Genomic DNA, 12,633 nt, shown 5'->3' with positions numbered 1-12,633 from the left:
GGTTCCATGCTGACAATTCATTTCACAACTGGCTGGGTCGTGCTTACAGGAAGGTCGTGCAAGGAGAAAAGGTATGAAGACAAAGCTATACGCGGCCCTTGGCCGGCTGGCCGGGCTCGGCGGCGGCTGGCTCCAGATGGCCTGCTTGATCGGCTTGTGGTGGGTGTGCGACGTGGCGGTGCGGGCGGCCGGGCTGCCGGTGCCGGCCGGGGTGGTCGGCATGCTGCTCCTGGTCGGGCTTCTGGCCACGGGCCGGCTGCCGGCGCGGTGGCTGCGGCGGGGCGCGGGCGGGCTCCTTGACCACATGCTGCTTTTTTTCGTGCCGGCCTGCATGACGCTCCTCGACCACCCGGAACTGGTCGGCGTCACGGGCCTCAAACTCCTGGCCGTCATCGTGGTCGGCATCGTCTCGGTCATGGCCGGCACGGCCCTTATCGTGGAATTTTCCTTCCGAATGAGGTCGCACCATGTTCGTCAGTCATAACGCCGCCTTCTGGCTGGTGGCCACGCTGGCCGCCTATGTCCTGTCGCGCATCGCCAACCATTACGTGCGGTCCTGGTGGACCTCGCCGCTGCTTCTCACCTGCGTGCTGTGCCTCGGCCTGACCCTGGCCCTCCACACCGGCTACCGCGAGTACATGCGCGGCGGCCAGTGGCTGCTGCTGCTCCTCGGCCCGGCGACCGTGGCCTTTGCCCTGCCCATCTACGAGCACCGGGCCTTGCTGCGCCGCCACTGGCCGACCCTGGCCCTTGGCGTGGCCTTTGGCTGCCTCCTGGCCTTTGGCGGGGCCTGGCTCCTGTCCGGGCTCCTCGGCCTGCCCCAGGGCATGCGCCTGTCCGTCCTGCCGCGTTCCTTCACCACGCCCTTTGCCATGGCCTTTGCCAGGGACGTGGGCGGGGCCCCGGATCTCGCCGCCGTGTGCGTCATCGTCACGGGCGTGCTCGGCGCCTCGCTTGGCGGGATGCTCCTCAAATTCCTGCCCCTGCGCTCGGCCCTGGCCCGGGGGGCCATGCTCGGCATGGGGGCCCACGGCGCGGGCGTGGCCCGGGCCCGGGAGATCGGCGACGAGGAAGGGGCCGTGGCCGGGCTGGTCATGATCCTGGCCGGCGTCACCTGTGCCCTGGTCGGCCCGGCCATCGCCCTGCTGGAGTCGTAAAAAAAACGCCTCCGGCGGGGTCCGGGGCGCTGCCCCGGACCCCGCCGGGGGGGATCATCCCCCCCGGTCCCCCGGACGGGAAGGCAATGGCGGGCTTTGCTTGTTGCGGCTTACGGCTTTGTGGTAGGGGTGTTGCCGGGGTGTCCGCAGGAACGCGCCACCCGAAGCCGACCGGAGGCCAAGACCGATGAGCGTACTCTTCACCCCGTTCAAGCTCGGACCACGGACGCTAAAAAACCGCATCATCGTCGCGCCCATGTGCCAGTATTCCTCGCCCGACGGCCATGCCGGGCACTGGCATGTCATGCACCTCGGGCATCTCGCCATCTCCGGCGCGGGCCTGCTCATCATCGAGGCCACGGCCGTGGAGGCCAAGGGCCGCATCTCCCCGGACGATCTGGGCCTGTGGTCCGACGCCCACCAGGACTCCCTGGAGCGGGTGCTGCGCTCGGTGCGGGCCTATGCCTCCATCCCCATCTCCATCCAGCTCGCCCACGCCGGACGCAAGGCCTCGGTGGCCAAACCCTGGGAAGGCGATGCCCAGCTCACCCCGGCCCAGGGCGGCTGGGTGCCCGACGCCCCCTCGCCCGTTCCCTACGAGTCCGGCGAGGCCACGCCCCACGAACTCGACCACGCCGGTCTCGGCCGCCTCGAAGCCTCCTTCGCCGCCGCCGCCAAGCGGGCCGACGCCCTGGAACTGGCCGGCGTCGAGGTCCACAGCGCCCACGGCTATCTGCTCCACCAATTCCTCTCGCCCCTGTCCAACCACCGCACCGACGAATACGGCGGCTCTCTGGAGAACCGCATGCGTTTTCCGCTGCGCGTCTTCAAAGCCGTCCGGGCCGCCCTGCCCAAAAACCGCATTCTCGGCCTGCGCCTCTCGGCCACGGACTGGGTGGCCGGCGGCTGGGACATCGAAGACAGCGTCGCCTACGCCAAAAAACTCAAGGCCCTTGGCTGCGACTACATCCATGTTTCCAGCGGCGGCCTGTCGCCGGACCAGAGGATTCCCGTCCGCCCCGGCTTCCAGGTGCCCTTTGCCGAGCGCATCCGCCAGGAGGCCGACATCCCCACCGTGGCCGTCGGCCTCATCACCGAGCCGATGCAGGCCGAAACCATCGTCGCCACCGGCAAGGCCGACATGGTCGCCCTGGCCCGGGGCATGCTCTATAACCCCCGCTGGCCCTGGCACGCCGCCGCCGCCCTCGGCGCCCAGGTCGACGCGCCGTCCCAGTATCTGCGCTGCCAGCCGCACGACAAGCCGGACCTGTTCAGGAAGCCTGGAGCGTAAGGGAAGGGTGGAGGAGGAGGCGAGGTATGCCTCCGGCGGCCGGAAGGGGATGATCCCCTCCCGGACCCTCCTCTATGGTGACGGACGGTCGGGAGGTCCGGCGAAGTCGGGTGGTGTGGGGGCGGCTGAGGAGCGAAAGAGGCGTGCCGAGGCTGGGAAGGCGCGGGTCGGGCGGCGTTTCATCGACGCACACCCGGCCACGACCATCTCCCCACGCGCTTCCCGATCTCCCGCGCCCCCGTGCGGGTGGGTCTGGGAGGGGGTGACCCCCTCCCAGCCGCCGGAGGCATTCCCCCTGCGGTCCCGCTCGCCTACACGCCTTCACGCAGCCAGTCGGCGAAGTCGGAGAGTTCGCCGGTCCAACCTTGGCTGAGGCGGGTGTTCAGGAATTGGGTGTAGAGGGCGTCGAAGAAGCCGCCGCATTTTTCGAGGAGGTAGAGTTTTTCGAGGACCTTGGCGTCCGGGTCGTCGCCTTCCTCGTCGCGGGTCTCGGTTTTGGGGGTGCGCAGGGTATTGAGGGTGAAGTCGTCGGCCTTGACGGTGACGGTCCAGGTCTCGCCGTCCTGTTCGAAGCGGATGAGGGCCCGGTCCACGCGCTTGCCGCTTTTGACGCCGAGCCGCGCTTCGGCGAACTGGGCGTGGGGGCCGGAGACGGTGGCTGTTTCGGCGTCGTCGCCTTCGCCGCCGCGCACCGAGATCTTCTGCTCCAGGTAGACGTTCACTTCGCCGCCGTCCGGCAGTTTGAACAACCAGCCGCTCTTCTCGCTTTTGAACCAGAGCCAGGTCAGGAAATCCTGGCCGAGGATCGGGTTCTTGGCTTCCGCCATATTGACGTCCATCGCGTTATCTCCTGCCACTGTGCTTTCTGAATTTTGTCTCTGCCTCCCATTCAGGGGGTCCGGGGGGGATGATCCCCCCCGGCCGCCGGAGGCATCTTTTCTTCGTTTTCTAACCGGCGAACTGGCTGGGTTCGACGTGTTCGAGGGCCAGGCCGCGTTCGACGCCGATGATGCGCTCCGCGAGGTAGGCCGGGGTCTGGGGTTCGAGTTGCAGTTCGAAGGTCATGGTGAAGAGGTCGTCGAAGAGGGTCTGGACCTTGCTGTTGGTGGAGCAGAGCCAGACGGTGTGGTCGAGGGTGTTCCAGACGGCCTCGAAGATGGCCGGGATGGGGAGGGAGCGGGCCATGAGCGAGAGTTTGACCCGTTCGGCGATCTCTTTCTTGCGGTCTTTGGAGAGAAAGGCCTTGCCGTCGGATTTCATGTGCTCCTTTTCCTGGTCCAGGGCCAGGCGCAGGTGCTTTTTGAGCACGGCCGGCGAGACCCGGCGGGTGTCGAGGCGCAGGGAAAAGGCCAGGTAGTGGCCTTTTTCCGGGGGCGCGCTGCGCCACTCGTTGTCGAGGTAGTCCTCGAAGGCGACCCAGCCGAAGGAGCGTTCGTCGGCCGAGTGGTCGATGTCGACAAAGGCGTATTTTTTCAGGCGGTCAGGCGCCTGGCGCAGGATCTCGTCTTTGACTTCGCCGACGATCCTGTACCGGGTGAAACCGCCGCTGGCTGCGAGAAGTCCCATGGCGTTCTCCTTTGCGCGCCGGAGGTTCCGGCGGCGATGGCGTGTGGATGGTGGGCTCATAGATCAAAACCGGGCGGCGCGCCAGGGGCGGCGGAGGAGGCGGAAGGGGGGAGCGGGGCTGCGTTGCCATTGGCCCGCCGTATGCAGTGGAAGAAGAAAAAACGGAGGTGACGACCATGGCCGTAGTCAGTTTCGGTCACACGGACGGCAGGATGCGGATCGGCTCGTTTTCCCGCAAGGCCACCACGCCCTCCGGGTGCAACGAGCCGTTCAAGAAGGCCTACTGGTGCCCCAGGAGGAAGTGGTTTGCCAAGGAACCGTGCCCCTTTTCCAACCGTTTTGAATGCATGAGCTTCGCCCGCTTCAGCGGCGCGATGTGAGCCTGGGGTTGCAAAAGCCCGGCCGGGCTTTTGCAACCGCCGTGGCCTTTTCCTTCCCGTCTCCCTCCGGCGGCTGTTGTCGCCGTCTCCGACACCGGTTCCCCTTTTTCCCAGACAGCAGCCGTGGCGACGCGGCCGGGATTTCTTTTTCCGGCGGCGCGGCGGCTTTCGGGGCGTACGATTTCGCAGGCCGCAGCCACAAAAACGTCGGGGCCTTCAAAAAACCGCATTTCCCTTTTGAGCCTGACGCGGCGCCAGGGTTTGGGATCGGCGTAAACGGAGGGAAGGTCATGCGGGCGTTTTCCCTTGGCGTGCGGGCCCGCGCATCTTAGGGAAACGTGGTATGGGACGCCCTGGCCGCCCTGGTCGGGCCAAAGGGGGGCCTGACCCGGATCGTCCTTGCGACGTGGGCGACGTGGGCGACGTGGGCGACGTGGGCGACCGGGCCGGCCGGGGCGGCCCGGGGCGGCCAGGGGCGCGACGATCGTCTGACGTTTTGGAAAGACGCCGCTGGCGGGCTGGCCGGCCGGCCGTGACACGTGTAACCTTTTGCCACCCGGAAACGACGAGGGACAGGCGACGCCGATTCCGGCCTTTTTCACGGCGCCGCCAAATAACGACAAGGAAGACAGTCATGCCGAAGACTGGGACCGGTTCCAGGCCACAAGGGCGGACGCGCCCGATAGGCCCGCTACGCCCGCTACGCCCGCTACGATGGGCGCTCGTGGCCCTGGCCGCTTTTCTGGCCGTGGGCCTGCTCGTGTGGCGGTTTCCCCGCGACGGCGCGGCCCAGCAGTCCCGGGGCGGCCCCGGCGGGCCGCCCGCCGTGACCGTGACCACCGAACAGGCCAAGCTCGGGGTCGCGCCCGTGACCCTGTCCGGCATCGGCACGGTGACGCCGCTCAAGACCGTCACCGTCAAAAGCCGGGTGGACGGAGAGTTGACCGAGGTCCGCTTCAAGGAAGGCCAGCTCGTCAAGGAAGGGGACCTGCTCGCCCGGATCGACCCTCGCCCCTTCCAGGCCCAGCTCGACCAGTACCAGGGCCAGCTGGCCAAGGACCAGGCCCTGCTCGACAACGCCAAGGCCGATCTCGTGCGCTACCAGAACCTGGTCCAAAAGGACATGCTGGCCGGCCAGACCAAGGACACCCAGGCCTCGCTGGTGCGCCAGTACGAGGGCGCGATCCGGTCCGACAAGGCGCAAATCGACAACGCGAAGCTGCAAATCGAATACAGCCGCATCACGGCCCCGGTCACGGGCCGGGTGGGGTTTCGCCAACTCGATCCCGGCAACATGGTCCGGGCCACGGACACGACCGGGCTTTGCGTCATCACCCAGGTCTCGCCCATAAGCGTGGTCTTCACCCTGCCGGAAGACCAGCTGCCGGCCGTGCGGGAGCGGATGCGGGCCGGGGAGAAGCTCAAGGTGTCGGCCTTTAACCGCACCCTGTCGCAGAAGCTGGCCGAGGGCACGCTCTCGACCACGGACAACCAGATCGACGTGGCCACGGGCACGGTCAAGCTGCGGGCCATTTTCGCCAACGCCGACGAGGCCCTTTTCCCCAACCAGTTCGTCAACGCCGTCCTGCTCCTCGAGGAGCGAAAGGGCGTGGTCCTCCTGCCGGCGGCCGCCGTGCTGCGCGGCCCCCGCGGGGCCCACGTCTTCGTGGTCGGCCAGGACAACACCGTGGCCTCCCGGTCCGTGGTCACGGGCATGGCTGTCGGCACCGATCTCGTGGTCGAATCGGGCCTCGCCGCCGGCGAGGCCGTGGTGGTCGAGGGCGCGGACCGGCTCAAGGACGGCACGGCCGTGGTGGTCAAAAACCCGGGCACCGGAGCGGCCGCCAAGCCATGAACCTGTCGCGCCCTTTCATCCTGCGTCCGGTCGCGACCACGCTCATCATGGTGGCCGTGATCCTGGCCGGGGCGGTGGCCTATTTCCAGCTGCCGGTCTCGGCCCTGCCCCAGGTGGACTACCCGACCATCCAGGTCCGCACCCTCTATCCCGGCGCCAGCCCCGACGTCATGGCCTCGGCCGTGACCGCGCCGCTCGAACGCCAGTTCGGCCAGATGCCGGGCCTGACCCAGATGACTTCGGCCAGCGCCAGCGGCGCCTCGGTCATCACCATGCAGTTTGCCCTGAGCCTGTCCCTGGACGTGGCCGAGCAGGAGGTCCAGGCCGCCATCAACACGGCGTTTAGTCTCCTGCCCGAGGACCTGCCGGCCCCCCCGGTCTACAGCAAGGTCAATCCGGCCGACGCCCCGATCCTGTCGTTGGCGCTCATTTCCGAGACCATGCCCCTGACCGAGGTCCAGGACCTGGCCGACACCCGGCTGGCCCAGAAGATTTCCCAGCTTTCGGGCGTTGGGCTCGTGAGCGTTTCCGGCGGGCAGCGGCCGGCCGTTCGCATCGACGCCAACCCCACGGCCCTGGCCGCCTACGGCATCACTCTGGAGGACGTGCGCGCGGCCGTGGCCGCAGCCAACGTCAACCAGGCCAAGGGCGGGTTCGACGGGCCGAAGCAGTCCTCCATCCTCGGGGCCAACGACCAGCTGTTGACCAGCGCCGAATACAGGCCGCTCATCGTGTCCTACAAGGCCGGCCGGCCGGTGCGCCTTGCCGACGTGGCCACCGTGTCCGACGGCGCGGAAGACGTGCGCCAGGCCGCCTGGGTGAACGGCAAGCCGGCCATCGTGCTCAATATCCAGCGCCAGCCCGGGGCCAACGTCATCGACGTGGTGGACCGGGTCAAGGCCATCCTGCCGAGCCTGCGGGCCTCGCTGCCGGCGGCCATCGACCTCTCGGTCCTGGCCGACCGGACGGTCACCATCCGGGCCTCCATCGAGGACGTGCAGGTGGAGCTCCTGCTGGCCGTCGTCCTCGTCGTCGGGGTCATCTTCGTCTTTTTGCGCGACCTGCCCGCCACGCTCATCCCGGGGGTGGCCGTGCCGCTGTCCCTGGTCGGCACTTTCGGCGTCATGTATCTCCTCGGCTACGGCATCAACAACCTGACGCTCATGGCGCTCACCATTTCCACGGGATTTGTGGTCGACGACGCCATCGTCATGATCGAAAACGTGGCCCGCCACGTGGAGGACGGGGCTACGCCCATGGAGGCGGCCCTGGCCGGGGCCGGGCAGATCGGGTTCACCATCCTGTCGCTCACCGTTTCGCTGGTGGCCGTCCTCATCCCGCTTCTGTTCATGGGCGACGTGGTGGGGCGGCTTTTCCGGGAATTCGCCGTGACGCTCGGCGCGGCCATCCTGCTTTCGGCCGCGGTTTCGCTGACGCTCACCCCCATGATGTGCGCAAGGCTCCTGCGGGACCGGAGCAAGGACGCGGGCAACCGGTTTTTCCGGGCCACCCAGGGCGTCTTCGACCGGGCTGTGGCCGGCTACGGCCGGACGCTGACCGTGGTCCTGCGCCACCAGGGCCTGACGCTCCTCGTGGCCCTCGGCACGGTGGCGGCCTCGGTGGTCCTTTACGTCGTGGTGCCCAAGGGCTTTTTCCCGGTCCAGGACACGGGCCTGCTCTCCGGCGTGACCGAGGCCCCGCCGACCGTCTCCTTCGCCGCCATGGCCGAGCGCCAGCAGGAGCTGGCCGGGGTCCTGTCAAAGGACCCGGCCGTGGCCAGCGTCGCCTCCTACATCGGGGTGGACGGCAGCAACATGAGCCTCAACATGGGCCGGGTGGCCGTGACGCTCATCCCCAAGGCCAGGCGCGACGCCGACGCGGCCGGCGTGGCCCGCCGACTCGAAGAGGCGGCCCGCAACGTGACCGGCCTGGGCCTGACGCTCCAGCCCGTGCAGGACCTGTCCGTGGACGCCCGGTCCAGCCGGGCCCAGTACCAGTATACCCTCGACACCCCGAGCGCGGCCGAGCTGTCCCAGTGGACCCGCCGGTTCGTCCACGCCCTGTCCGACCGGCCCGAAGTGCGCAACGTGGCCTCGGATCTGGTCGAAGGGGGGCTTCGCCTCAATGTCGACATCGACCGGGTGGCCGCCGCCCGCTACGGCGTGACCCCGGCCGACGTGGACAACATCCTCTACGACGCCTTCGGCCAGCGCCAGATCTCGACCATGTTCACCGAACTCAGCCAATACCGGGTGGTGCTCGGCCTGCTGCCGGACATGGCCGCCGGACCGGAAGCCCTGGGCCGCATCCGCCTGCCCGGCGCCGGCGACGGCCAGGTGCCGCTCTCGGCCGTGGCCACCATCCGCGAGGGGACAGGCCCGCTGGTCATCAACCGCCAGGGCCAGTTCCCGGCCGCCACCATCTCCTTTGACGTGGCCCCGGGCCATTCCCTTGGCGACGCCGTGGTCGCGGTGGACGCGGTCAAGGCCGAACTCAAGCTGCCCGAAAGCATTGTGGGCTCCTTTCAGGGCGCGGCCCGGGCCTTCATGGATTCGCTGCGAAACGAGCCGCTTCTCATCCTCGCCGCCCTGGTCACGGTCTACATCGTCCTTGGCGTCATGTACGAGAGCTTCATCCACCCGGTGACCATCCTTTCGACCCTGCCCTCGGCCGGCATCGGCGGCCTGTGGGCCCTGCTCCTTTTCCACGAGGACCTGGGCGTCATGGCCGTCATCGGCATCATTCTCCTTATCGGCATCGTCAAGAAAAACGGCATCATGATGGTGGACTTCGCCCTTTCCGCCGAGCGCGAGCAGGGCAAGTCCCCGCGCGACGCCATCTACGAGGCCTGCCTGCTGCGGTTCCGGCCGATCATGATGACCACCTTCGCCGCCCTGCTCGGGGCCCTGCCCCTGGCCCTTGGCACGGGGGTCGGGTCCGAGCTGCGCCGGCCCCTTGGCATCGTCATTGTCGGCGGGCTGATCGTCAGCCAGGTGCTGACCCTCTACACCACCCCGGTCATCTACCTCTTTTTCGAACGTCTGGCCGGACGCAAGAATGCGGCCGCGCCCGTGGGGCCGGCCGCTTCCGGCGAGGCCCTCCCGTTGACGGAGCCCGGGGACCGGCCATGAAGAGCCTGCCCGAGCTCTGCATCCGCCGGCCGGTCGGGACCACGCTCCTGACCCTGGCCCTCATTCTGGCCGGGGCCATCGCCTTCAAGCTCCTGCCGGCCGCGGCCCTGCCCCAGGTGGATTTCCCGACCATCTCGGTCCAGGCCCAGCTGCCCGGGGCCGAGCCCCAGACCATGGCCACCTCGGTGGCCGCGCCCTTGGAGCGCCAGTTCGCCCGCATCGCCGGGGTGACGGAGATGACTTCGTCGAGCTCCCGGGGTTCGACCCGCATCAACCTCCAGTTCGATCTGACCCGCGACATCAACGGCGCGGCAAGGGACGTCCAGTCGGCCATCAACGCGGCCCGGGGCTACCTGCCCCCGACCCTGCGCCAGAACCCGACCTACCGGAAGATGAACCCGGCCGACGCGCCGATCATGGTCCTGGCCCTGACCTCGGACACCGTGTCCCGGGCCAAGATGTACGACGTGGCCGCGACCGTCCTGCAGCAGAAGCTGTCCCAGGTCGACGGCGTGGGCCAGGTGTTCGTCGGCGGCGGGGCCTTGCCGGCCGTGCGCGTCAACGTCAATCCGACCTCCCTGGCCCAAAAGGGCCTGAGCCTCTCCGACGTGCGCGGCATGCTGGCCAAGACCACGGTCAACCGGCCCAAGGGCCGGGTCGAGGCCGGGGACGTGTCCTTCGAGGTCGAGACCAACGACCAGCTGCACGAGGCCTGGGAGTACGAGCCGCTCATCCTGTCGTACAAAAACGGGGCCGCGGTCCGGCTTTCCGACGTGGCCACCATCACCCCGTCCGTCGAGGACGTGCGCACGGCCGGTCTCGTGGGCGGCCGGCCGGCGGTCATGATCATCGTTTTTCGCCAGCCCGGGGCCAACATCATCGAGACCGTGGACAACGTGAGGGCGCTCTTGCCCCAGCTGTCCACCGCCCTGCCGGCCGCTGTCGGGGTGTCGGTCGAGATGGACCGTTCGCCGCCCATCCGGGCCTCCCTGGCCGAGGTGGAGCGCACGCTGATCCTCTCGTGCGGGCTGGTCATCCTGGTGGTCTTCGCCTTCCTGGGGAGCTTGCGGGCCACGGTCATTCCGGCCGTGGCCACCGTCGCCTCCCTGGTCGGCACCTTCGCGGCCATGTACCTGCTCGATTATTCGCTCGACAACCTGTCGCTCATGGCGCTGACCATCGCCACGGGCTTCGTGGTGGACGACGCCATCGTGGTCCTCGAAAATATCTCGCGCCATGTGGAGGACGGCCTGTCCCCGCGCGAGGCCTCGTTTCTGGGGTCCCGGGAAGTGGCCTTCACCGTGGTCTCCATGAGCGTGTCGCTGGTGGCCGTTTTCATCCCCATTCTTTTCATGGGCGGCATGGTGGGGCGGCTTTTCCGCGAGTTCGCGGTGGTCTTGTCCGTCGCCATCCTCATCTCGCTCCTGTTGTCCCTGACCTCGACGCCGATGCTGTGCGCCGTGCTGCTGCGCCCCCACCGCCAGCCCCGGCACGAGAAGCGGTTCGGCTGGACCGCCCGGGCCTTTGGCCGGCTCCTTGGCGCCTACGCGAAAAGCCTCACCTTCTCCCTGTCCCATCCGCGCCTCATGCTGGCGGCCACCGTGGCCGCCCTGGCCGGGGCGGTCTGGCTCTATATCGCCATCCCCAAGGGCTTTTTCCCGGAACAGGACACCGGCCGGGTCATGGGATTCATCCAGGCCGCGCCGGACAGCTCGTTTCAGGCCATGGAAAAGAAGCTTGCCGCCGTGGTCAAGGTCATCAGCGCCGACCCGGACGTGGTGTCCGTGACCGGATTTACCGGCGGCGGCGGAGGCCCGGGCGGGGGCGGCACCAATGCGGCCCAGATGTTCATCACGCTTAAGCCCTCGGGGGAGCGTCCGCCCCTGGCCGTGACCATGGGCCGGCTGCGAAAGGCGCTCGGCGCCATTCCCGGGGCCCCCGCCTTTCTCATGCCGGCCCAGGAGCTGCGCATGGGCGGCCGGTCGGGCAAGGCCCTCTACCAGTATACGCTCCTGTCCGACAGCTATCCCGACCTCATGGCCTGGACCCCCAAGGTCGAGGCCCGGATGCGGGGCCTCAAGGAACTGACCGACGTCAGCGCCGACCAGCAGGACAACGGGCTCATGACGTTCATCGACATCGACCGGGACGCGGCCTCGCGCCTTGGCGTCACCACCGGGGCCGTGGACGACGCCCTCTACGACGCCTTCGGCCAGAGCCTGGTCGGCGTGTCCTATACCGACCAGAACCAGTACCACGTGGTCCTCGAGGTCGAGCCCCGGGTCTGGCAGAGCCCGGAGGGGCTCAAGGAGATCTACGTGCCCGGCGCGGGCGGCAGGCAGATCCCCCTGGCCTCGGTGGCGACCATCCGCCGGAGCGAGGCCGCCTTGTCGGTCAACCACCAGGGGCAATTCCCGGCCGCGACCATCTCGTTTAACCTGGCGCCCGGCGTGGCCCTGTCCCAGGCCGCGGCCGCCATCGAGGCCTCCAGCCGGGAGCTCGGGCTGCCGCTGTCGGTGCGCGGCTCGTTCGCCGGCACGGCCCAGGCCTTTGCCAGCTCGCTCAAAAGCCAGCCGCTGCTGCTCCTGGCCGCGCTCATCACGGTCTACATCGTGCTCGGCGTCCTCTATGAAAGCACCGTCCACCCCCTGACCATCCTGTCGACCCTGCCCTCGGCCGGCCTTGGGGCCGTGGCCGCGCTCATGGCCTTCGGGCTCGATCTGTCCATCATCGCCATCATCGGGATCATTCTCCTCATTGGCATCGTCAAGAAAAACGGCATCATGATGGTGGACTTCGCCCTGGTGGCCGAGCGGGAGGAGGGACTCTCGCCGCGCGAGGCCATTTACCAGGCCTGCCTCAAGCGGTTTCGGCCGATCATGATGACCACCCTGGCCGCCTTCCTGGGGGCATTGCCCCTGGCCCTGGGCCACGGGGCCGGGGCGGAGCTGCGCCGGCCGCTCGGCATCGCCATTGCCGGTGGGCTCCTCGTCAGCCAGGCCATGACCCTCTACACCACGCCCGTGATCTATCTGTACCTCGACCGGCTGCGCTGGCGGTTTTCCCCCAAGGCCCGGCTCGCGGCGAAAAAACGGCGCGGCCCCGGGGCTTAAGCGCCGTTCCCGCCGTCGCCGCCTGGTGCGCCCGGAGGAGGCGGTTTTTGCGGCAACCGGGGCATGCTTGCTTCGCGCCCGTCTTTCAGCATACAATGCGGCACCTTATCATACACGGCGCGGATCGGTGGGACCGGGCC

The 12,633-nt window shown here is 68.4% G+C and carries 9 protein-coding genes; 7 read left to right on the top strand and 2 right to left on the bottom strand.

Annotation, left to right across the window (positions count from 1 at the left end):
• Positions 1 to 73: 73 nt before the first annotated feature.
• The 3 genes from DFW101_RS08260 to DFW101_RS08250 all read left to right on the top strand — a co-directional run bounded on the left by DFW101_RS08260 (position 74) and on the right by DFW101_RS08250 (position 2,448).
• Positions 74 to 484: a CidA/LrgA family protein gene (locus DFW101_RS08260; RefSeq protein ID WP_009181050.1), complete on the top strand. Its 411-nt coding sequence runs from the start codon at positions 74 to 76 to the stop codon at positions 482 to 484.
• A complete protein-coding gene (locus DFW101_RS08255; RefSeq protein WP_009181049.1) occupies positions 468 to 1,157 on the top strand; it encodes an LrgB family protein in 690 nt (229 codons plus the stop codon). The genes DFW101_RS08260 and DFW101_RS08255 overlap by 17 nt, the downstream gene beginning before the upstream one ends.
• Before the next feature lie 187 nt (positions 1,158 to 1,344).
• Positions 1,345 to 2,448 (top strand): NADH:flavin oxidoreductase/NADH oxidase, encoded by a 1,104-nt coding sequence (locus DFW101_RS08250; protein WP_009181048.1) that lies wholly within the window; start codon positions 1,345 to 1,347, stop codon positions 2,446 to 2,448.
• A gap of 311 nt (positions 2,449 to 2,759) precedes the next feature.
• On the opposite strand, the gene DFW101_RS08245 is transcribed toward DFW101_RS08250, so the two are convergent.
• Positions 2,760 to 3,287 (bottom strand): hypothetical protein, encoded by a 528-nt coding sequence (locus DFW101_RS08245; protein ID WP_009181047.1) that lies wholly within the window; start codon positions 3,285 to 3,287, stop codon positions 2,760 to 2,762.
• 109 nt (positions 3,288 to 3,396) lie between these two features.
• Entirely contained in the window at positions 3,397 to 4,014 is a 618-nt protein-coding gene (locus DFW101_RS08240; protein ID WP_009181046.1) for a hypothetical protein, read from the bottom strand.
• A gap of 176 nt (positions 4,015 to 4,190) precedes the next feature.
• Between DFW101_RS08240 and DFW101_RS08235 the strand changes: the two genes are divergently transcribed.
• The 4 genes from DFW101_RS08235 (at position 4,191) to DFW101_RS08215 (ending at position 12,493) form a co-directional block, all read left to right on the top strand.
• Positions 4,191 to 4,394: a hypothetical protein gene (locus tag DFW101_RS08235; protein WP_009181045.1), complete on the top strand. Its 204-nt coding sequence runs from the start codon at positions 4,191 to 4,193 to the stop codon at positions 4,392 to 4,394.
• Positions 4,395 to 5,028: 634 nt separating this feature from the next.
• Positions 5,029 to 6,249, top strand: a complete 1,221-nt coding sequence (locus DFW101_RS08225) for an MdtA/MuxA family multidrug efflux RND transporter periplasmic adaptor subunit (RefSeq protein WP_009181044.1) — start codon at positions 5,029 to 5,031, stop codon at positions 6,247 to 6,249.
• A complete protein-coding gene (locus DFW101_RS08220) occupies positions 6,246 to 9,380 on the top strand; it encodes a multidrug efflux RND transporter permease subunit (protein WP_009181043.1) in 3,135 nt (1,044 codons plus the stop codon). Before DFW101_RS08225 ends, DFW101_RS08220 begins: the two co-directional genes overlap by 4 nt.
• A complete protein-coding gene (locus DFW101_RS08215; protein ID WP_009181042.1) occupies positions 9,377 to 12,493 on the top strand; it encodes an efflux RND transporter permease subunit in 3,117 nt (1,038 codons plus the stop codon). Before DFW101_RS08220 ends, DFW101_RS08215 begins: the two co-directional genes overlap by 4 nt.
• Positions 12,494 to 12,633: the final 140 nt, after the last annotated feature.

The sequence above is a fragment of the Solidesulfovibrio carbinoliphilus subsp. oakridgensis genome (assembly GCF_000177215.2).
Taxonomy (GTDB): Bacteria; Desulfobacterota; Desulfovibrionia; order Desulfovibrionales; family Desulfovibrionaceae; genus Solidesulfovibrio; species Solidesulfovibrio carbinoliphilus.
Note: the sequence above shows the minus strand (reverse complement) of the source record. Positions and strands in the feature narration are given on the sequence as shown.

Excerpts from the sequence above, each read along its gene's own strand:
- DFW101_RS08260 (WP_009181050.1), top strand. The coding sequence starts at position 74 with ATGAAGACAAAGCTATACGCGGCCCTTGGCCGGCTGGCCGGGCTCGGC.
- DFW101_RS08255 (WP_009181049.1), top strand. The coding sequence starts at position 468 with ATGTTCGTCAGTCATAACGCCGCCTTCTGGCTGGTGGCCACGCTGGCC.
- DFW101_RS08250 (WP_009181048.1), top strand. The coding sequence starts at position 1,345 with ATGAGCGTACTCTTCACCCCGTTCAAGCTCGGACCACGGACGCTAAAA.
- DFW101_RS08245 (WP_009181047.1), bottom strand. The coding sequence starts at position 3,287 with ATGGACGTCAATATGGCGGAAGCCAAGAACCCGATCCTCGGCCAGGAT.
- DFW101_RS08240 (WP_009181046.1), bottom strand. The coding sequence starts at position 4,014 with ATGGGACTTCTCGCAGCCAGCGGCGGTTTCACCCGGTACAGGATCGTC.
- DFW101_RS08235 (WP_009181045.1), top strand. The coding sequence starts at position 4,191 with ATGGCCGTAGTCAGTTTCGGTCACACGGACGGCAGGATGCGGATCGGC.
- DFW101_RS08225 (WP_009181044.1), top strand. The coding sequence starts at position 5,029 with ATGCCGAAGACTGGGACCGGTTCCAGGCCACAAGGGCGGACGCGCCCG.
- DFW101_RS08220 (WP_009181043.1), top strand. The coding sequence starts at position 6,246 with ATGAACCTGTCGCGCCCTTTCATCCTGCGTCCGGTCGCGACCACGCTC.
- DFW101_RS08215 (WP_009181042.1), top strand. The coding sequence starts at position 9,377 with ATGAAGAGCCTGCCCGAGCTCTGCATCCGCCGGCCGGTCGGGACCACG.